Raw genomic sequence first — 17,647 nt, forward strand, 5'->3', positions numbered from 1 at the left:
CTCGATAAGCTGCGCGCGTGAGCTTCCATCCGCAGGCCCAGCCCCAGTTCCTGCCGCCCGCCGCGACGCCGCCGCGACGCTCGTCGGGCCTCGTCTTCGCGATCGTCGGCATCTCGATCGCCGGGCTCGTGGGCCTCCTCGTCCTCGCCTACCTCGCGGTCGCGCTCGGCGTGTCGAGCCTCGTAGTGGGCTCGGTGCTCGCCCTCGTGCCGCTCGCCATCGTGCTGCTCGCGGTGCGCTGGGTGGACCGCTGGGAGCCGGAGCCGCGCTGGGCGCTCTGGTTCGCGTTCCTGTGGGGCGCCGCGGTCTCCGTCGCGATCGCGCTGATCGCGGACCTCGGCGTGCAGATCGCCGTCGCGGTGACGACGCCGGGCGGTGCCGGCGACGAGGTGCTGCAGTCCGTGGTGCAGGCGCCGATCGTGGAGGAGACGGCGAAGGGCGTCGGCGTGCTCCTCGTCTACCTGTTCTCGCGTTCGCACTTCGACGGTCCGGTCGACGGGCTCGTGTACGCCGCGACCGTCGCTGCGGGCTTCGCCTTCACCGAGAACGTGCTGTACTTCGGCGTCGCGCTCGCCGAGGGCGGCGCTGAGGAGCTCGGTGCGACGTTCGTCGTGCGCGGCCTCTTCTCGCCCTTCGCGCACGTGCTGTTCACCGCGTGCACGGGACTCGCCCTCGGCATCGCGGCGAACCGCGGCGGCGGCGCGCGGGTCGTCGGCTGGTTCCTTGGCGGGCTCGCACTCGCGATCGGGCTGCACGCCCTCTGGAACGGCTCGCTCGCGTTCGCCGACGCCGTGCTGCTGTACACGACCGTGCAGGTGCCGATCTTCGTCGCCGCGATCGTGCTCACCGTGCTGCTGCGGCGTCAGGAGGTGCGGATCACCCGCGTGCGCCTCGGCGAGTACCAGGCGGCGGGATGGTTCGACGCGGGCGAGGTCGAGGGGCTCTCGACCCCGGCGGGCCGCCGGGCCGCCCTCGCCTGGGCGAAGGCCCAGCGCCCGCCGCGCACCGCCGCCGTGCGGAGCTTCATCGCGGATTCCACGCGACTCGCCTTCACGAGGAACGCGATCGCCACGGGCCGGGCCGATGTGCGCCGGCTCGAGGACGAACGAGTGCTCCTCGAACGGGTCACCGCCGCCCGCCGAGCGATCATGGGGTAGCGGCGGGCCGGGACGGAAGAAGCTCGTCGCCCTGGGCCGGTGATGGGCACAGTGCGCTGCCGTGTCTTGCCACGGACGGAAGAAGCTCGTCGCCCTGGGCCGGTGATGGGCACAGTGCGCTGCCGTGTCTTGCCACGGACGGAAGAAGCTCGTCGCCCTGGGGTGTGGCACTGCCGACAGCTCTCCTGGGCGACGAGCTCCTTAGGGTTCCAGGGTGCACGCTGTTCGCAGTCAGCGCAAGAGCGGAGTGGACGCCCGTCCGCGATTGCTCTCGGCCAGGCCATCCGTTTGGATGGAGGCATGACCGACACCAACAGCAAGCCTGAGATCGACGCCCCCGAGGGGCCCGCCCCCACCGAGCTCGTCATCGAGGACATCGTCGTCGGCGACGGCGCCGAGGCGCAGCCCGGTTCGACCGTCGATGTGCACTACCTCGGCGTCGAGTACGACTCGGGCGAGGAGTTCGACTCCTCGTGGAGCCGCAACCAGTCCATCAACTTCCCGCTGCAGGCGCTCATCGCCGGCTGGCAGGAGGGCATCCCCGGCATGAAGGTCGGCGGGCGCCGCAAGCTCATCGTTCCGCCGCAGAAGGCGTACGGTCCCGCGGGCGGCGGCCACCGCCTCTCGGGCCAGACCCTGATCTTCGTGATCGACCTGCTTGGCGTCAGCTGAGCGACCACGACCAACGACGAGGGCCGGCGGGGATTCCGCCGGCCCTCGCCGCATCCGCCCCGCGCTACGATGCCTGCTGTGCTGCCGCCGTTCCTGCCCTATCTGGTGCTCTCCGTCGTGCACCTCGTGCTGCTCTCGATCGGCCCGGACTGGTCGGTGACCGTGACGAAGGCGCTGCTGATGCCGGCGCTCGCGCTCGCCGTGGTGCTCGCCGCACCGCGGCCGCGAGGCGCGGCGTGCTGGCTCCTCGTCGCGGGGCTCGGCTTCTCCTGGGGCGGCGACGTGGCGCTGAGCTTCCCCGGCGACGGCTGGTTCACGATCGGCCTGGGCTCGTTCCTCGTCGCGCATCTCGTGTACCTGGCGCTGTTCCTGCGGCTCGGCCGCGGGGCGGGCGAGGTGCGCCTGCGTCGACGCCGGCGGGTGCCGCTCTGGGCGCTCGTCGTCTACCCGGTGTGGTTCGTCGGCTTTCTCGCGCTGCTCGGCCCGCACACGGGCGCGCTCCTCGTGCCGGTGGCCGCCTACGGGCTCGCGCTCGGGGCGATGGCGGCGTTCGCGGCCGGCAACGGTGCGATGCTCGCCGCGGGCGGCGCGCTGTTCGTCGTGTCCGACTCGGTGCTCGGGCTCGGACGCTTTCTGCCGGGCTACGACTTCGCGTGGCACGATGCCGTCGTGATGGTGAGCTACCTGGCCGCGCAGGGCCTCATCGCCCTGGGCGTCGTGGTGCACCTCCGCGTCGCGGCGTCGCGGTTTGCCGCACCCGTTCGACCAGCTGCTGCCACGGCCCGGTGAGCTGACGCTCGGCGAGCTCGACCTCGTTCGGCGGGCAGCTGATGCGGTAGACGTAGCGGTCGGGCTCGGGCGGTGCCGCGGGCACCTCGTGCCAGGGCAGCTCGTCGAGGAGCAGCACCCAGTCGTCGCGGTCGGGCTGCGCGTCGACCTCGACCTGCCAGGTGAGGCGGAGCCCGGCGAGCCCGCCGCTGCGTTGCACGATGACGTCCATCGCGCCAGATGCTACTCCGCCGGACGGGGCGCCGGGCGGTCGGCTCCGGCGTCGTCGCTCGCCTCGGGCTCGACGCCCACCGCCTGCCAGCCGCGGAGCACCGCCTGCCGTTCGCGGGATTCGGCGCCGAAGCGCTCGCCGGCGGTGCGCAGCGTCTCGGCGGCGAAGCCGGCGAAGGTCTCGTCTTCGCGGAGCCGGCCCGACACGAGCGCGTCGTACCAGATGCGGCCCACGTGCTCCCAGGCGAAGCCGCCGAGCTCGCGCGCCGCGAGGGCGAACGCGCGGTTGGGGATGCCGGAGTTCAGGTGCACCCCGCCGTGGTCGTCGCTCGTCTCGACGTAGTCGCGGAAGTGGCCCGGCTGCGGGTCGCGGCCGAGCACGTCGTCGTCGTACGCGGTGCCGGGCTCGAGCATGGAGCGCAGCGCCCGCCCCTCGACCTCTGGCGTGAAGATGCCCTCACCGATGAGCCAGTTCGCGGCCTCGGCGTCCTGGCCGAGGGCGTACTGCTCGACGAGAGCGCCGAACGCGTCGGAGACATGCTCGTTGAGCGCGCCCGACTGGCCCTCGTAGCGGAGCCGCGCGGTGTGCTCGGTGACGCCGTGCGCGAGCTCGTGCCCGATGACGCTGAGCGAACCGGTGAACCCCTGGAACACCTCGCCGTCACCGTCGCCGAACACCATGCGCTCGCCGTCCCAGAAGGCGTTGTCGTAGCGGTCGCCGAAGTGCACGGTGGCCTCGAGGGGCATGCCGGCGCCGTCGATCGAGTCGCGGCCGAACACCCGCTCGAACAGGCGGTGGGTGTCGCCGAGGCCGTTGTACGCCTCGTCGACGGCGTCGTCGCCGGTGGCGGGTTCGCCCTCGCGCCGGACGAGTCGCCCGGGCAGCTTCTCGAGGCCTTCGGCGTCGGAGATGCGGCGCACCGGGGCGGAGGGTGCGTCGGGCAGCACGCTCGGCAGCTCGGGCAGCGGGCCGGGGCCGAGCCGGGGCGACGGCGGCCGCAGCAGCGCTCGGCGGGCGGCCTCCGCGGCGAGCGGGAAGCGCGGGCCGGCGGCTTCGGCGATGCGATCGAGGAGGTAGGGCGGGACGATCTCCGGCATGCCTCGATGCTGCCACCGACCGCCGACGGCGGCCACCCTTAGGGTGGGAAGGTGCCAACGCTTCCGACGGGCGAGCTCCGCCGCCATGCGATCGGTCTGCTCCCCGCCGCCGCGGTCTGCGGTGCGGCGGTGCTGCTGTTCGGCGTGCAGCTCGTCTGGCCGGGCTACGCGCTGCTCGCCGCCGGCCTCGTCGGCGCCTGGCTCTGCGACCGCAGCGGCCGCACCGAGCGGCTCGCCGCCGATCTCGCGCTCATCGCGCTCGGCCAGCTGATCATCTCCACCGTCTCGCTGAAGGCCGACCTCTCGAACGAGGGGATGGTCCGCTTCGCCGTCGTGCTCGGGCTCGCCGTCGCCGTGCCGTACCTCGTCTCGCGCTTCCTCTACCGCGAGAAGGTGATCCGATTCCCGTGGCGCACGGGACAGCGCTGGACGCCCGCGCAGTGGGGCTACCTCGCCGCGGTCGTCGTGGCGGGATGGCTCATCCTGCCGTTCTACTTCATCACCTCCGGGGTCTACACGAACTGGCCGACCGTGGTCGCGCCCGACGAGATCGCCCGTCTCTTCGTCGGCGTGAACGCCGTCGGCACCTGGGACGAGCTGTTCTTCATCTGCACGGTGTTCACGCTGCTCCGGCGGCACTTCCCGGTCTGGCAGGCGAACCTGCTGCAGGCGACGGTGTTCGTCTCCTTCCTCTGGGAGCTCGGCTACCAGTCCTGGGGGCCGCTGCTCACCATCCCCTTCGCCCTCGTCCAGGGCTGGACCTTCACCCTCACGAAGTCGCTCACCTACGTGCTGACCGTGCACCTGCTGTTCGACGCGGTGGTCTTCGCGGTCATCGTGTACGCGCACAACGGCTGGCCCGCGATCTTCCTGCTCGCGCCCTGACGCTCCCACGGGCGGGGGAGGCGATTCCGCCGCACGGGGGAGGCGGGCCATCCGCCCGCTCCGCTTCGATGGGACGCATGAGCGATTCCGAGACCACCACCACGACGGTGCCGGGCGCGGCCGGGGCGGGCGCCGTGAGCGCCGCCGACCGCCAGCGGGCGAAGAACTCCGAGCGCGGGCCGGTGCTGCCGAGTGCGGTGCCGTGGCGGGCGGTGATGGTCTTCCTCGTCATCGCGCTCGGCGGCGCCTGGCTCGTCGAACTGCCGGTCTGGCTCTCGGGCGAGGGGCTCGCGAGCCCGTGGTTCGGTCCGCTGACGCTCGCGATGATGTTCACCCCGACGATCGCCGCCCTCGTCGTGGCGTTCTGGGTGCAGCGCGCCCCGAGCGTGCCGCGCTGGCTGGGGCTCTGGCCGCTGCGGCCCGCGGGGCGGACCTGGCTCTTCGTCGCGCTCGGCGCGGTCGGCTTCACCGTCATCCCGTTCGCCGCGCTCCTCCTCGGCGACGCGATGGGGCTCATCCGGCTCGACCTGAGCGGCGTCAGCGGCGTCGCCGCGGCGCTCGCCGCGAGCGGCGGGCAGGGCGCGGATGCCGCGACCGTCGTGACGATCACCCTCCTGATGCTGCCGATCGTCACGCTCGTCAACTGCGGGGCGACGTTCGGCGAGGAGCTCGGCTGGCGCGGTTGGCTGCTGCCGGCGCTGCGCCCCCTCGGCACCTGGGCGGCGCTCGTGGCGAGCGGGGTCGTCTGGGGCGTCTGGCACGCGCCGGTCGTGCTGCTCGGCTACAACTACGGCCGCACCGACGTGCTCGGCGTCCTCTGCATGGTCGTCTTCTGCGTGCTCGTCGGCACGGTGATCGGCTGGCTGCGGCTGCGCAGCGCCTCCGTGTGGCCCGCGGTGATCGCGCACGCGGCGCTCAACACCGCCGGCTCCCAGTTCCTGATCTTCGTCGACGCGAGCGACCTCCCGGCCGATCCGTGGGGGTCGATGCTCGGCTGGCCGGGCTGGATCCTCTACGCCGCGATCATCGTGCTGCTCGCCGTGACGGGCCAGTTCCGGAAGCAGCCGCAGCCCGGCCTCACGCTCGCCGAGTCGCGCGCCTGAGCGGCTCGGGCTCCGGCCAGCCTGGGTTCAGGCCGGCCGCTCGACCTCGGCGCCGTGCGCGGCGAGCCAGTCGAGCAGCACCGCGGCGTGGTTCACCCGCTCGTCGCGCGCGCCGAAGAGGAGGGTCACCCGCGGATGCTCGCGGCCGAGCTCGAGGAGCTCGGTGCCGGCCGTGCCCGCGTCGAGCTCCCGCCGGTACTGCGCGGCGAAGTGGGCGAAGTCCTCGAGCCGGTGATGCCAGGCGGTGCGCAGCTCGGGGGAGGGGGCGACCTCCTTCGCCCAGCGGTCGAGCTCGGCCCGCTCCCGGCTCACCCCGCGCGGCCAGAGCCGGTCGACGAGCACCCGGACTCCGTCGTCGGCGGAGGCGGCCTCGTAGACGCGCTTGATGGCGAACACCATGCTTCCAGTCTGGGGCAAGCCGGGCGCCCGCGCTCTGCTAAGCTTGTTCGGTTGCCGTCCACCGGCCGCGCATGAAGAGAGCCCAGGCATCAGGCCCCGGGCAGCGCGCAACGAGAAGAAAGGGGATCCCTCTATGGCACTGGATTCAGAGACCAAGAAGGCGATCATCGAAGAGTACGCGACGCACCCCGGTGACACTGGATCCCCTGAGGTCCAGATCGCGATCCTCACCAAGCGCATCAAGGACCTCACCGAGCACCTGAAGGAGCACAAGCACGACCACCACTCGCGTCGTGGTCTGCTGCTCCTCGTCGGTCAGCGCCGTCGTCTGCTCGGCTACCTCGCCGACGTCGACATCGAGCGCTACCGTGCGCTCATCGAGCGTCTCGGGCTGCGCCGCTAAGTGCCGCCGGCGCCGCCCTCGTGCGGCGCGCCGAAGTCCGGCATGGCTCTCGATGAGCCGCGAACTTCTTGCGAAGGCCCCCGCACCTGCTCCTCGGAGCAAGGCCGGGGGCCTTCGTCATGCCCGCGCGCGGTAGGCGCGCACGGCCATGCGGTTGCCGCAGCGGGTCGAGCAGAAGCGGCGCGAGCCGTTCTTCGAGAGGTCGAGGTAGGCGGCCTCGCAGTCGTCGGCGTCGCAGGTGCGGAGCCGCTCGAGCTGGTCGGCGCGCACGACGTCGACGAAGGCCATGGCGACCTCGACGAGGATGCGCTCCGCGAGCGGGGCCTCGGCCGAGGTCGCGTGGATGTGCCAGTCGAGCGCGTCGTGCCGGACGAGCCGGGGGACCGCGTTCGACTCGGCGAGGATCGCGTTCACCTCGTCGACCGCCTCGTCGCGGTCGCGCGACCACAGCGCGCGCAGTCGCGCCCGGGCGGCGGCCACCTCGGCGAGCTCCCTGGCGTCGCCGTCGCGCCGGCCCGAGTACCACCACCGGTCCAGGATCGCGACGAGGGCGGCGGGGTCGCCCAGCTCATCGGTGCCGGAGGCGCTGGCCTCTGGAACCGTGTTCGCGAGGGCGGCGGCGAAGTGCAGGGCATCGATCGTGTCATTGGTGAAAATCATTTGACTCCTGACTTCGGCGTGCCGTACTGTCACGAGCATAACGACGTTCACCCATGACTTGGTGGACGTCTCGGCATCGGAGTCGAGGAGGGCTCGTGCGCGGATCGCGCGGCGTGACGGGAATCGCCCTGGGGGTGGCGGCGGGGCTCGCCTTCGGCGTGGGCGGCGTGTTCGTGAAACCGCTGCTCGAGAACGGCTGGAGCCCCGGCGCGGCGGTGCTCGCCCGCATCTCGATCGCCGCCGTCATCCTCGCCGTCCCCGGCGTTCTCGCCCTCCGCGGCGACCTCCGCCCGCTCTGGCGGGCGCGCTGGACCGTGCTGCTGTTCGGCCTCATCGCCGTCGCCGGCGTGCAGTTCTTCTTCTACGCCTCGCTCGAGCGCATCCCGGTCTCGCTCACGCTCCTCATCGAGTACCTCGCACCGATCGCGCTCGTGCTGCTCGCCTGGGCGCGCTCCCGGCGGATGCCGCAGCGCATCGTGCTCGCGGGCTCGGTGCTCGCGCTCGCGGGCCTCGTGCTCGTCATCGGCCCGGGCGGCGGCCGGCTCGACCCGCTGGGACTCGCCTTCGCCGCGCTCGCGATGCTGGGGGTCTGCGTCTACTACCTCGTCGGCGAGTCCTCGGCCGCCCGGCTGCCGCCGCTCGCCCTCATCGCCGCCGGCTTCGTCGTCGGGGCCGTCGCGCTCGCGCTGCTCGGCGTCACGGGCCTGCTGCCGATGCGCTTCGTCTTCGACGACGTCGCGTTCCTCGGCGCCGAGGCGCCGTGGTTCGTGCCGCTGATCGCCGTGGGCGTGCTCTCCACGGCCTTCGCGTACAGCGCCGGGCTCGCCGCGATCGGCCGGCTCGGCTCCCGGCTCGCAGCCTTCCTCGGGCTGTCCGAGGTGGTCTTCGCGGGCATCGCCGGCTGGGTGCTGCTCGGAGAGGTGCTGAGCGCCCTGCAGATCCTCGGCGGGGTGCTCATCCTGGCGGGCATCGTCTGCGTCAAGCTCGAGCGCGGCCAGGCCGCGCCCGGCGGCACCCGCGGCGGGCCGGGCGACGAGGCCTCGGCACCGGCCGTGGAGCTCGGCGCGGAGCCGATCCCCGTCACCGCCGCGCTGCCGCTTCCGCCGCGTGCGGGCGAGGAACGAGGGGCCTAGGCTCGCCCCATGCGCTTCGGCATCGTCATCCTTCCCCAGTTCGCGTGGCCGGAGGCCGCCCGCCGTTGGCAAGCGGCGGAGGCGTACGGCTTCGACGTCGCCTGGACGTACGACCACCTCTCCTGGCGTTCGCTCGCCGACGAGCCCTGGCACGCGACCGTGCCGACGCTCACCGCGGCGGCGACGGCGACCTCGACGATCCGGCTCGGCACCTTCGTCGCGAACCCGAACTTCCGTCACCCGGTGCCGTTCGCGAAGGAGCTCGCGACCCTCGACCAGATCGCCGGCGGACGCGTGGTCGCCGGGCTCGGCTCCGGCGGCACGGGCTTCGACGCCCACGTGCTCGGGCAGGAGGCCCTGTCGCCCCGGCAGCGGCACGAGCGGTACGTCGAGTTCGTCGAGGCGCTCGACCGACTGCTGCGCTTCGAGCAGCCGGGCTCGGGCGGCATCTCGTTCGCCGGGCAGTGGTTCGCCGCGGACCATGCCCGCATGGTCGGCGAGCCGGCGCAGTCGCCGCGGCTGCCGCTGCAGCTCGCGGCCAACGGTCCGCGCGGCCTCGCGCTCGCGGCACGGCTCGCCGACGGCTGGATCACGACGGGGCGCGCCGAGCTCGACGCCGAGGCATGGTGGCGGCACGTCGGCGAGCTGTCGCAGCGCTTCGCGGAAGCGTGCGCCGAGCAGGGCCGCGACATCGCCGGCGTCGCGCGGGTGCTCTCGCTCGACGAGGGCGACCGGTACTCGCTCGCGAGCGCCGCCGCCTTCGAGGACGCCGTCGAGCGGGCCCGCGAGCTCGGCTTCGACGAGGTGGTCGCGCACTGGCCGCGCGAGTCCGGCATCTACGCGGGCGACGAGCGGGTGCTCGAGGAGGTCGCGGCCCGGCTGCCCGGGCTGCGCTGAGCGCTGGGAAGCCGCCGTGAGTCGGCGGCGATCGAGCAGATACCGTTGAGGGCATGCCAGCCCCCCGCCGCAAGCCCCTGCTCCTGTGGGAGCCGTTCCCCTACCTCACGCTCTTCGTCGTGCTGCTCGCGACGAGCTTCGTGCGGCCGGGCGCCGAGCCGTGGCTGTTCTGGCCGCTCATCGTGCTGCTCGCGGCCGCGCTCGTGTACCTCGTGGTCTCGATCGGCCGAGAGAAGCGCGGCGCGAACCCCGACCAGTGGGGCAATCTGCTCGGCGTCGACGACCTCACCCTCGTCGAGGCGCCGTCGGCCGATCGCGAGGTGCGCACCGTCGTCCCCGTCGACGGTGCGGCGCACCGGCAGGCTGCCATCGAGATCGCGCGCACCCAGGGCGGGCCCGAGCAGGCGGCGGTCCTCGTGCCGCGGGCGAGCCGGTGGATGGCCCGTCGGTACCGGGTGGGCGTGCAGCTCGTCGGCGGGCAGCGGCCCCGGCACGCGGGCTACCTCGGCCAGGCGGCGGAGGATCGCTACGTCGACCGGCTCGACGCGCTGCGCGGGGAGGGCAAGTACGTTCGGGTGCCGGCGCGCATCGTGGGCGACGGCCGGCCGTTCAAGGTCGAGCTCGACCTCAGCGGGATCGACGAGACGGTCTGACGGTCCGAATCCGGGCGCGCGGCGCGCGCCCGGCGGGGGTCAGGAGGCCTGACCGCCCTCCTCGCGCGCGAGCTGCTCGCGGACCTGGTCCATGTCGAGCTCGCGCACCTGCGAGACGAGGTCGTCGAGCACCGGGCGGGGGAGCGCCCCGGCCTGCGCGAAGACGCCGATGCCGTCCTTGAACGCCATGATCGTGGGGATCGAGGTGATGTTCATCGCCGCGGCGAGCTGCTGCTGGTCCTCGGTGTCGACCTTCGCGAAGACGAGGTCGGGATTCGCCTCGGCCGCCGCCTCGTAGTTCGGCGCGAACTGCAGGCAGGGGCCGCACCAGGACGCCCAGAAGTCGACGAAGACGGTGCCGCCTTCGAGGATCGTCTTCTCGAAGGTGTCCATGGTGAGCGCGACGGTAGCCATGGGCGCCAGCCTACGGGCCGCAGCTTCGAAGCCGCCCAGTGTTCGCTCTCGGCGATGGCTCGGCGAGGGATCGCCGAGGGGTCGCCGAGTCCCGGCGTCGCGCCCGCGTTCCGCCGATTCGAGCAGCCTCGGCGCTATCGTGAGGGCGTGACTGAGCGCGGTCCAGATGAAGCGGAGCGGGCGACGGATGCCGCCTTCCGGAGCACGCCGGCGGGTGTGCTCGCGCCACCGCCCGCGGGCTGGCAGGCGCACGCGGCCGAACTCGACGCCGCGATCCCCGACTTCGACTGGCGCTCGCTGCCGGACGGTGCCGAGCGCTGCTGGTTCGACGTCCCGAGCGGGCGGCTCGCGGGGCTGACCATGGGCCCGGCCGACGGGCCGAGAGTGCTGCTCGTGCCCGGCGCGACCGGCTCCAAGGAGGACTTCGTCCTCATGCTGCCGCTGCTCGCCGACGCCGGCTACCGCGTCGAGGCCTTCGACCTCGCGGGGCAGTACGAGTCCGCCGGAGCGGGCCCCTGGCGGCTCGACCCGCCGGCCGCGCGCTACGAACGCACGCTCTTCCTCGACGACCTCCTCGCGGTGCTCGCCGCGGGGAACGGGCCGGCGCACGTGCTCGGCTACAGCTTCGCGGGCACGATCGCGCAGGAGGCGCTCACCCTGGCACCGGAGCGCTTCGCGAGCCTGGCGCTGCTGTCGAGTCCACCGGAGCCCGGGCAGGCGTTCCGCGGGGTGAAGCGGATCGGCGCGATCTCCGGCTTCACGACGCCCAGGCAGGGCGCCGCACTCATGCTCTGGGGCATCCGCAACAATCTGAACCGGGTGCCGCCGGGCCGTCTCGCCTTCGTGCGCGAGCGGTTCCGGCTCACCCGCCGCGACAGCGTCGACGATCTCATCGCGTGCATGATGGCAACCCCCGACTTCCGGCGCGAGGTCGCGGCCTCCGCCGTCCCGAAGCTCGTGGCGGTCGGGGCGCACGACCTGTGGCCGCTCGAGCTGCACGAGCGCTCGGCCCGGGAGCTCGGCGCGCGCTTCGCCGTGTACCGGACCGGGCACAGCCCGTGCGAGACGACCCCGCACCAGCTCGTGCGCGACCTGCTCGAGCTCTACGCGACCGCCTGATCGCCCTCGTCCGCGATGGCGGTGTCCGTCGCCGCCGCGCGGTGCTCGGCCCGCCGCTCGAGCGCCGGCCATTCGCGCCACTCGACCGCGAGGGTGTGGAACGCCATCCGCAGCCGGCGTCCGAGCGCGCCCCAGCTGTCGAACGGCCGCGCCGAGACGCCGACGAGCAGCCCGCGCTCGTAGGCGACGGACATGCCGGGGCGCAGCCACCAGGCGAGGTCGAGGTCGTCGTGCACGTCGGCGCGGTCGCGGTGCACGATCCCGCGCAGCTCGCGCCACGCCTCGCTGCGCAGCGCATAGTTCGAGCCGAAGAGCGGGGGATGGCCGAGCAGGATGCCGATGGCCCAGAAGTAGCCGCCGATGTAGAGGTGCCTGGCGACCCAGCGCGTGAACGCGGTGCCCCCGTAGAAGCGGCCGGGGCCGGTGACCGCGGTGGGGGCGTCGGGTTCCGACATCCGCCGCTCGACGCGGGCGAGCCAGTCGGGCGGGGGCACCGAGTCCGCGTCGAGCCGGGCGAGTAGCTCGCCGCGGGCCGCGTCGAAGCCGGCGGCGGTTGCGGGCCAGATGCCGCGGCGCGGCTCCGTCACGACGCGGGCGCCGGCGGCGCGGGCGACGGCGGCCGAGTCGTCGCGCGAGCCGTTGTCGACGACGATGATCTCGTCGGCCGGGCGGGTCTGCACGGCCAGCGCGGCGAGGCAGGCCCGAAGCATGGCGGCATCGTCCAAGCAGGGGATGACGACCGAGATGCTGCCCATCACTCCGGAGTCTAGCCCCCGGGTGTCCGCGGACGGCGGCGGCAGGGCAGACTGGATCCGCTGCGTCATCCGCCGCTGGTTCGATCGAATCGGTGAAGCGGGAATAGCTTCGGGGGCGAGCCCGTTCCCTATCTATGCAAACGCATTGAAAGCACTCGACCCGCACCCCAGGAGGACGCCGTGCAGTTCGGAATCTTCACCGTCAGCGACATCACGCAGGACCCGACGACCGGCCGCACGCCGACCGAGGCCGAGCGGATTCAGGCGACCATCGCGATCGCCAAGCACGCCGAAGAGGTCGGTCTCGACGTCTTCGCCCTCGGCGAGCACCACAACCCGCCGTTCTGGTCGTCCTCGCCCACGACGACGCTCGCCTACATCGCCGGGCAGACCTCGACGCTGCAGCTCTCCACCGCAACGACGCTCATCACCACGAACGACCCGGTGAAGATCGCCGAGGACTACGCGATGCTGCAGCACGTCTCCGGCGGCCGCGCCGACCTCATGCTCGGCCGCGGCAACACGGGGCCGGTCTACCCCTGGTTCGGCAAAGACATCCGGCAGGGCCTGCCCATCGCGGTCGAGAGCTACGAGCTGCTGCACCGACTCTGGCGCGAGGACGTCGTCGACTGGGAGGGCAAGTTCCGCACCCCGCTGCAGGGCTTCACCTCGACGCCGCGCCCGCTCGACGGCGTGCCCCCGTTCGTCTGGCACGGCTCCATCCGCACCCCGGAGATCGCCGAGCAGGCCGCCTACTACGGCGACGGCTTCTTCGCGAACCACATCTTCTGGCCCGCCTCGCACACCCAGCGTATGATCGCGCTGTACCGGCAGCGCTTCGAGCACCACGGCCACGGCACCGCCGCGCAGGCGATCGTCGGCCTCGGCGGCCAGGTCTTCATGCGCCGCAACTCGCAGGACGCGGTGCGCGACTTCCGGCCGTACTTCGACAATGCGCCGGTCTACGGCCACGGCCCGAGCCTCGAGGAGTTCACCCAGCAGACCCCGCTGACCGTGGGCAGCCCGCAGGAGGTCATCGACCGCACGCTCGGCTTCCGCGACTACGTGGGCGACTACCAGCGCCAGCTGTTCCTCGTCGACCACGCGGGGCTCCCGCTGAAGACCGTGCTCGAGCAGCTCGATCTGCTCGGCGAGGTCGTCGGCGTGCTGCGCACCGAGTTCGCGAAGAACCGCCCGGCGGACGTCCCCGACGCCCCGACGCACGCCTCGCTCGTCGCCGCGAAGTACGGCGACCAGGCGCCCCGCCAGGCGACCCCGAACGCCAACCGCGGCGACAACCTGACCGCGGGCGCCTCGCCCTACCAGGACGCGCCCGCGCCCGCCGGCTCGGCCTTCGGCCCCGCCGCGACCCGTGCAGGAGGTGCACGATGACCACCAAGCAGATCGTCGTCGTCTCGGCGGGGCTCTCCACGCCGAGCTCGACCCGCCAGCTCGCCGACCGCCTCGCCCAGGACTCGGTCGCCGCCCTCGCCGAGCGCGGGGTCGAGGCCGAGGTGCGCACCTTCGAGCTGCGGGAACTCGCCCACGACATCACGAACCACCTGCTCATGGGCTTCGCGCCGCCGAAGCTCGAGGAGGCGCTCGACGCCGTGGCCTCGGCCGACGGGCTCATCGCCGTCACACCGATCTTCACGACGAGCTATGCGGGACTGTTCAAGTCGTTCATCGACGTGATCGACCCGCAGGCCCTCACCGATCTGCCGGTGCTGCTCGGCGCGACCGGCGGCACGCCCAGGCACTCGCTCGCGATCGACTACGCGATGCGCCCGCTGTTCACCTACCTGCACGCGGTGCCGGTGACCACCGGGGTGTTCGCCGCGACGAGCGACTGGGGCGGCGCGGAGGGCGACGGTGTGCGCTCGCTGCCCGACCGGATCTTCCGCGGCGCGAAGGAGTTCGCCGAGCTCGTCGAGCGCACCGACCGCTCGCAGCTCGTGAGCGACCCGTTCCGGCTCGACCGGCCGATGGGGCACCTCATCGGCGGCCTCGCCGGCGAGTAGCCCCACCCGCCCGCCCAACCAACCGAGTTGCCCGACTTTCATGAAAGTCGGGCAACTCGGCGGTTGAGCGGGATCAGGGGGCGAGGCGGCGGACGAACGCGTCCACCCCGAGGCCCGCGAGGATCGCGACGGGCACCGAGACCGCGAGGGCGAGCAGCGGCTGGTCCGCGAACGCGGAGCCCACGACCGCCCCCATCGCGGTGTTGAAGACCGCCCACGCGAGCCCAGCGCACGCCGACAGCGGCAGGTATCGGCCGAGCGGGATCCGCACGGCGCCGGCGGCGAGGTTCACGGCGATCCGGGCGAAGGGCACGTAGCGGGCGGTGAACACGAGCACGGCCGTGCGCCGGCCCACGGTGCGCCGGACCCGCGAGATCGCGGCGGCGACCCGGGGCTTCCGCTGCCACGCCCATCGCTCGAGGCCGCCCGCGCGGCCGATCCCGTAGCAGGCGAGGTCGCCGACGACGGCGCCGACCGCGGCGACCGGGATCACCACGAACGGGTTCGGATGCCCCGTGGTCGCCGCGAGCGCCCCCAGGGCCACGACCAGGGTCTCGCTCGGCAGCACCACGAGGAAGGCATCGCCGACGACGAGCGCGAAGAGCGCGGGCAGCAGCCACGGCGAGGCCGCGAGCTGGGCGAGGGCGTCGTCTGACACCCCGCCTTGCTATCCCGGCGGGGTGAACGGCGGGTGGCCGGGCGGCGAGCGCCGTCAGTCGTCGAGCACGAAGGTCACTTCGAGCGTCACCGACCAACCGGTGATCACGCCGTCGCTCGCCTCGATCTTCTGCTCCTTCACCCAGGCGCCGGAGACGTTGCGCAGCGTCTCGGACGCCCGGGCGACGCCCGCGGAGATCGCGTCGTCGAAGCTCTGCTCGGAGCGGGCGGTGATGGTGGTCACGCGCGCGACGGATGCCATGAGGTCCTCCTCGATCGATGGAGCGGTGCCAGGATTCGGCGCCGCCCTGCCATGCAACGCCGCTCCCGGCACGGCGGCAAGGCTCGAGCGCCGTCCGTCCGGCGACCGATTCGCGACCGGGCGGCGAACGCTCGCCGACGCGGCGGTGAATCCTCGGTGCCCCGGCCCGTGTTCGTACCGAGCGGCGGTGCGGCCGGGGCACCCTGGTCTTGTGAAGGTCGCGATCCTCGCCGAATCGTTCCTCCCGCACATGAACGGGGTCACCCACTCGCTCCTCCAGGTGCTGGGGCACCTGGAGCGCGCCGGGCACGAGGCCCTCGTCATCGCGCCGCGCGCCGGCCGCGTCGACGAGACGGAGCTCCGCGGCGCGCACCTGCTGCAGCTGCCGTCGACGCCGCTGCCGCGCTATCCGCAGGTGCGGATCGCGGTGCCGGGCCTGCGCCGGCTCACCGCGGCGCTCGCGGAGTTCTCGCCGGACGTCGTGCACCTCGCCTCGCCGTTCGTGCTCGGCTGGCAGGGTGCGCGCGCCGCCGAGGCGATCGGCGTACCGAGCGTGGCGGTCTACCAGACGGATGTCCCGGCCTACGCCGCCCGCTACGGGATTCCGGCCGCGGCGCCGGCGCTGGAACGGCACGTCGCGCGGCTGCACGGCCGGGCGACGCTCACGCTCGCGCCCTCGAACTCGGCGCTCGAGCGGCTCGACGCGCTCGGCGTCTCCGGCGCCCGGCTGTGGCGGCGCGGCGTCGACCTCGTACGATTCCGGCCGGGACGTCGCGACGAGGCATGGCGGCGGCGGATCGCGCCGGGCGGCGAGGTCGTCGTGGGCTACGTCGGCCGGCTCGCGCCGGAGAAACAGGTCGAGGATCTGCGCGCGCTCCGCGGCGTGCCCGGCATCCGACTCGTCGTCGTCGGCGACGGGCCGTCCCGCGACGAGCTCGAGGCGCTGCTGCCCGACGCGGTCTTCACCGGGTTCCTCGGCGGCGAGGAGCTCGCGACGACGCTCGCGAGCTTCGACGTCTTCGTGCACCCGGGGGAGAGCGAGACGTTCTGCCAGACCGTGCAGGAGGCGCACGCGAGCGGCGTGCCGGTCGTCGCCACCGGCGCCGGCGGCCCGCTCGACCTCGTGCGGCAGAGCGTCGACGGCTGGCTCTACCGACCGGGCGACCTCGACGAGTTCGCCGCCCGTGTCACCGACCTCGCGGGCGACGCCGCCAAGCGCCGCGCCTTCGGCCGGGCGGCCCGCCGGGGCGTCGAGGGCCGGGGGTGGGACGTGCTCTGCGAGGAGCTCCTCGGCCACTACCGCGACGCCAGGGCGCGCGCCGCGGGGCTCGTGCCGGCCGAGCTCCCGGCCCCGGCCGCACCCGACCCGGCCCGCGCCGTCGGCGCGCCGCTCCGCTTCGTCGCGGTGGGCGACTCGCTCACCGAGGGGCTCTGCGACGACTCGCGCACCGCCCCCGGCGAGTACCGCGGCTGGGCCGACCGTCTCGCCATGCTGCTCGCGATGAGCCGGCCGGGGCCCGGCGTCGAGTACGCGAACCTCGCGGTGCGCAGCCGCCGCATCCGCGACGTCGTCGACGAGCAGCTGCCCGCGGCGCTCGCCCTCGGGGCGGAGCTCGTCGGCATCTTCGTCGGCGGCAACGACCTCGTGCAGCGCAGCGCCGACCCCGTCGCGCTCGCCGATCAGCTCGGGGAAGGCCTCCGCGCGGCCGCCGCCGCCGGATGCCGGGTGCTCGTCGTCACCCCGTTCCTGCCCGAGCGCTGGGAGGTGCGCGGCCTGCGGGCCCGCTTCGCCCGCTTCGACGAGCGGCTCCGCGCGCTCGCCGCGGAGCACGGCGCCGTGCTGGTCGACGTCGAGCACGCGCCCGAGCTGCGCGCCCGCTCCAGCTGGGCGGCCGACCGGGTGCACTTGAACCCCGCCGGCCACCGCACGCTGGCCTACGCCGCGGCGCGCTCGCTCGGCATCCCGGACGCCGCGGTGCTCGCCGACCTCGAGCTCGCGCTGCACGACGGCGCGCACCGGACGCGGGTCTCCGGGCCCACCTGGATGGCGTTGCACGTGCTGCCCTGGGTGGTCCGCCGACTGCGCGGACGGACCGCGGGGGAGGGTCGCTCGCCCAAGCGGCCGGAACTCGCCCTGCTCCGGATTCCCGCTCCGACCGGGGCCGCTCTGCTAGAGTCGAAGCGGTTGCCCGAGTGGTCACCGCCTCGCAGCTCTGCCTCGCAGCGGGCCGCGAACCGCAACTGAACACCGAGCACCTTCGGAGCAGGCCGGCAGGAAGCTGGTCCCCTGTGGTGGCTTACCGACTCGATTCGGTGGACTTCTACTGGTGGCCAGCGTGAGCGCATCGTCCTGATGCGAT

21 protein-coding genes are annotated in these 17,647 nt (G+C 73.4%); 13 read left to right on the plus strand and 8 right to left on the minus strand.

From position 1 onward, the window contains the following. Window positions 1-17 precede the first annotated feature (17 nt). From ACFWE1_RS10545 to ACFWE1_RS10555, 3 genes are all read left to right on the plus strand, one after another. Window positions 18-1,157: a PrsW family intramembrane metalloprotease gene (locus tag ACFWE1_RS10545; protein WP_376933406.1), complete on the plus strand. Its 1,140-nt coding sequence runs from the start codon at window positions 18-20 to the stop codon at window positions 1,155-1,157. Between the two features lie 300 nt (window positions 1,158-1,457). Continuing rightward, window positions 1,458-1,829 (plus strand): FKBP-type peptidyl-prolyl cis-trans isomerase, encoded by a 372-nt coding sequence (locus ACFWE1_RS10550; RefSeq protein ID WP_376933407.1) that lies wholly within the window; start codon window positions 1,458-1,460, stop codon window positions 1,827-1,829. A gap of 78 nt (window positions 1,830-1,907) precedes the next feature. Continuing rightward, window positions 1,908-2,618, plus strand: coding sequence for a lysoplasmalogenase (locus ACFWE1_RS10555; RefSeq protein WP_376933408.1), 711 nt, complete (start codon window positions 1,908-1,910; stop codon window positions 2,616-2,618). Here the strand turns inward: ACFWE1_RS10555 and ACFWE1_RS10560 are convergent. Then, window positions 2,530-2,829, minus strand: a complete 300-nt coding sequence (locus ACFWE1_RS10560) for a protealysin inhibitor emfourin (protein ID WP_376933409.1) — start codon at window positions 2,827-2,829, stop codon at window positions 2,530-2,532. The genes ACFWE1_RS10555 and ACFWE1_RS10560 overlap by 89 nt on opposite strands. A gap of 11 nt (window positions 2,830-2,840) precedes the next feature. Beyond that, a complete protein-coding gene (locus ACFWE1_RS10565; RefSeq protein WP_376933410.1) occupies window positions 2,841-3,926 on the minus strand; it encodes a M4 family metallopeptidase in 1,086 nt (361 codons plus the stop codon). A gap of 51 nt (window positions 3,927-3,977) precedes the next feature. Between ACFWE1_RS10565 and ACFWE1_RS10570 the strand changes: the two genes are divergently transcribed. Together ACFWE1_RS10570 and ACFWE1_RS10575 are read left to right on the plus strand one after the other, a co-directional pair. Further along, complete coding sequence (locus tag ACFWE1_RS10570; RefSeq protein WP_376933411.1) at window positions 3,978-4,811, plus strand: type II CAAX prenyl endopeptidase Rce1 family protein; 834 nt, start codon at window positions 3,978-3,980, stop codon at window positions 4,809-4,811. 77 nt (window positions 4,812-4,888) lie between these two features. Beyond that, on the plus strand, window positions 4,889-5,914 hold the full coding sequence (locus tag ACFWE1_RS10575; RefSeq protein WP_376933412.1) for a CPBP family intramembrane glutamic endopeptidase: 1,026 nt from the start codon (window positions 4,889-4,891) through the stop codon (window positions 5,912-5,914). A gap of 27 nt (window positions 5,915-5,941) precedes the next feature. Here ACFWE1_RS10575 and ACFWE1_RS10580 read toward each other — a convergent pair whose 3' ends face one another. Continuing rightward, a complete protein-coding gene (locus tag ACFWE1_RS10580; protein WP_376933413.1) occupies window positions 5,942-6,313 on the minus strand; it encodes a DUF488 domain-containing protein in 372 nt (123 codons plus the stop codon). A 133-nt stretch (window positions 6,314-6,446) separates the two neighbouring features. Here ACFWE1_RS10580 and rpsO point away from each other — a divergent pair, with 133 nt between their 5' ends. Further along, window positions 6,447-6,716 (plus strand): 30S ribosomal protein S15, encoded by a 270-nt coding sequence (gene rpsO, locus ACFWE1_RS10585; protein ID WP_189086083.1) that lies wholly within the window; start codon window positions 6,447-6,449, stop codon window positions 6,714-6,716. A 117-nt stretch (window positions 6,717-6,833) separates the two neighbouring features. Here the strand turns inward: rpsO and ACFWE1_RS10590 are convergent, their stop codons facing one another. Continuing rightward, window positions 6,834-7,376, minus strand: a complete 543-nt coding sequence (locus ACFWE1_RS10590; protein ID WP_376933414.1) for a CGNR zinc finger domain-containing protein — start codon at window positions 7,374-7,376, stop codon at window positions 6,834-6,836. A gap of 113 nt (window positions 7,377-7,489) precedes the next feature. Between ACFWE1_RS10590 and ACFWE1_RS10595 the strand changes: the two genes are divergently transcribed. The 3 genes from ACFWE1_RS10595 to ACFWE1_RS10605 are packed head-to-tail and all read left to right on the plus strand — an operon-like array spanning window position 7,490 to window position 10,059. Further along, on the plus strand, window positions 7,490-8,509 hold the full coding sequence (locus ACFWE1_RS10595; RefSeq protein WP_376933415.1) for a DMT family transporter: 1,020 nt from the start codon (window positions 7,490-7,492) through the stop codon (window positions 8,507-8,509). Window positions 8,510-8,518: 9 nt separating this feature from the next. Beyond that, the gene (locus ACFWE1_RS10600; RefSeq protein ID WP_376933416.1) at window positions 8,519-9,406 is read left to right on the plus strand and encodes an LLM class flavin-dependent oxidoreductase; all 888 of its coding nucleotides are present in this window, start codon (window positions 8,519-8,521) and stop codon (window positions 9,404-9,406) included. Between the two features lie 53 nt (window positions 9,407-9,459). Continuing rightward, window positions 9,460-10,059 (plus strand): hypothetical protein, encoded by a 600-nt coding sequence (locus tag ACFWE1_RS10605; RefSeq protein ID WP_376933417.1) that lies wholly within the window; start codon window positions 9,460-9,462, stop codon window positions 10,057-10,059. Between the two features lie 39 nt (window positions 10,060-10,098). On the opposite strand, the gene ACFWE1_RS10610 is transcribed toward ACFWE1_RS10605, so the two are convergent. Then, a complete protein-coding gene (locus tag ACFWE1_RS10610) occupies window positions 10,099-10,473 on the minus strand; it encodes a thioredoxin family protein (protein ID WP_376933418.1) in 375 nt (124 codons plus the stop codon). 147 nt (window positions 10,474-10,620) lie between these two features. Between ACFWE1_RS10610 and ACFWE1_RS10615 the strand changes: the two genes are divergently transcribed. After that, window positions 10,621-11,592, plus strand: coding sequence for an alpha/beta fold hydrolase (locus ACFWE1_RS10615; RefSeq protein ID WP_376933419.1), 972 nt, complete (start codon window positions 10,621-10,623; stop codon window positions 11,590-11,592). On the opposite strand, the gene ACFWE1_RS10620 is transcribed toward ACFWE1_RS10615, so the two are convergent. Beyond that, window positions 11,577-12,347: a glycosyltransferase family 2 protein gene (locus ACFWE1_RS10620; RefSeq protein WP_376933420.1), complete on the minus strand. Its 771-nt coding sequence runs from the start codon at window positions 12,345-12,347 to the stop codon at window positions 11,577-11,579. The genes ACFWE1_RS10615 and ACFWE1_RS10620 overlap by 16 nt on opposite strands. 180 nt (window positions 12,348-12,527) lie before the next feature. Between ACFWE1_RS10620 and ACFWE1_RS10625 the strand changes: the two genes are divergently transcribed. Together ACFWE1_RS10625 and ACFWE1_RS10630 are read left to right on the plus strand one after the other, a co-directional pair. Next, window positions 12,528-13,739: an LLM class flavin-dependent oxidoreductase gene (locus ACFWE1_RS10625; protein ID WP_376933421.1), complete on the plus strand. Its 1,212-nt coding sequence runs from the start codon at window positions 12,528-12,530 to the stop codon at window positions 13,737-13,739. Beyond that, on the plus strand, window positions 13,736-14,368 hold the full coding sequence (locus ACFWE1_RS10630; RefSeq protein WP_376933422.1) for an FMN reductase: 633 nt from the start codon (window positions 13,736-13,738) through the stop codon (window positions 14,366-14,368). The genes ACFWE1_RS10625 and ACFWE1_RS10630 overlap by 4 nt, the downstream gene beginning before the upstream one ends. A 73-nt stretch (window positions 14,369-14,441) precedes the next feature. On the opposite strand, the gene ACFWE1_RS10635 is transcribed toward ACFWE1_RS10630, so the two are convergent. Together ACFWE1_RS10635 and ACFWE1_RS10640 are read right to left on the minus strand one after the other, a co-directional pair. After that, complete coding sequence (locus ACFWE1_RS10635) at window positions 14,442-15,026, minus strand: DedA family protein (RefSeq protein ID WP_376933423.1); 585 nt, start codon at window positions 15,024-15,026, stop codon at window positions 14,442-14,444. 54 nt (window positions 15,027-15,080) lie between these two features. After that, window positions 15,081-15,287 (minus strand): dodecin family protein, encoded by a 207-nt coding sequence (locus ACFWE1_RS10640; protein WP_243568674.1) that lies wholly within the window; start codon window positions 15,285-15,287, stop codon window positions 15,081-15,083. 211 nt (window positions 15,288-15,498) lie between these two features. On the opposite strand from ACFWE1_RS10640, the gene ACFWE1_RS10645 reads away from it, so the two are divergent. Beyond that, window positions 15,499-17,532, plus strand: coding sequence for a GDSL-type esterase/lipase family protein (locus tag ACFWE1_RS10645; RefSeq protein ID WP_376933424.1), 2,034 nt, complete (start codon window positions 15,499-15,501; stop codon window positions 17,530-17,532). Window positions 17,533-17,647 lie beyond the last annotated feature (115 nt).

Origin of the sequence: Agromyces sp. NPDC060279 (assembly GCF_042726785.1) — a bacterium.
GTDB lineage: Bacteria > Actinomycetota > Actinomycetes > Actinomycetales > Microbacteriaceae > Agromyces.

What these genes read in the sequence shown, in the direction of transcription:
- ACFWE1_RS10640 (WP_243568674.1), bottom strand. Translation starts at nt 15,287, where the DNA reads ATGGCATCCGTCGCGCGCGTGACCACCATCACCGCCCGCTCCGAGCAG.
- ACFWE1_RS10560 (WP_376933409.1), bottom strand. Translation starts at nt 2,829, where the DNA reads ATGGACGTCATCGTGCAACGCAGCGGCGGGCTCGCCGGGCTCCGCCTC.
- ACFWE1_RS10580 (WP_376933413.1), bottom strand. Translation starts at nt 6,313, where the DNA reads ATGGTGTTCGCCATCAAGCGCGTCTACGAGGCCGCCTCCGCCGACGAC.
- ACFWE1_RS10630 (WP_376933422.1), top strand. Translation starts at nt 13,736, where the DNA reads ATGACCACCAAGCAGATCGTCGTCGTCTCGGCGGGGCTCTCCACGCCG.
- ACFWE1_RS10605 (WP_376933417.1), top strand. Translation starts at nt 9,460, where the DNA reads ATGCCAGCCCCCCGCCGCAAGCCCCTGCTCCTGTGGGAGCCGTTCCCC.
- ACFWE1_RS10600 (WP_376933416.1), top strand. Translation starts at nt 8,519, where the DNA reads ATGCGCTTCGGCATCGTCATCCTTCCCCAGTTCGCGTGGCCGGAGGCC.
- ACFWE1_RS10590 (WP_376933414.1), bottom strand. Translation starts at nt 7,376, where the DNA reads ATGATTTTCACCAATGACACGATCGATGCCCTGCACTTCGCCGCCGCC.
- ACFWE1_RS10550 (WP_376933407.1), top strand. Translation starts at nt 1,458, where the DNA reads ATGACCGACACCAACAGCAAGCCTGAGATCGACGCCCCCGAGGGGCCC.
- ACFWE1_RS10575 (WP_376933412.1), top strand. Translation starts at nt 4,889, where the DNA reads ATGAGCGATTCCGAGACCACCACCACGACGGTGCCGGGCGCGGCCGGG.
- ACFWE1_RS10565 (WP_376933410.1), bottom strand. Translation starts at nt 3,926, where the DNA reads ATGCCGGAGATCGTCCCGCCCTACCTCCTCGATCGCATCGCCGAAGCC.
- ACFWE1_RS10620 (WP_376933420.1), bottom strand. Translation starts at nt 12,347, where the DNA reads ATGGGCAGCATCTCGGTCGTCATCCCCTGCTTGGACGATGCCGCCATG.
- ACFWE1_RS10610 (WP_376933418.1), bottom strand. Translation starts at nt 10,473, where the DNA reads ATGGCTACCGTCGCGCTCACCATGGACACCTTCGAGAAGACGATCCTC.
- rpsO (WP_189086083.1), top strand. Translation starts at nt 6,447, where the DNA reads ATGGCACTGGATTCAGAGACCAAGAAGGCGATCATCGAAGAGTACGCG.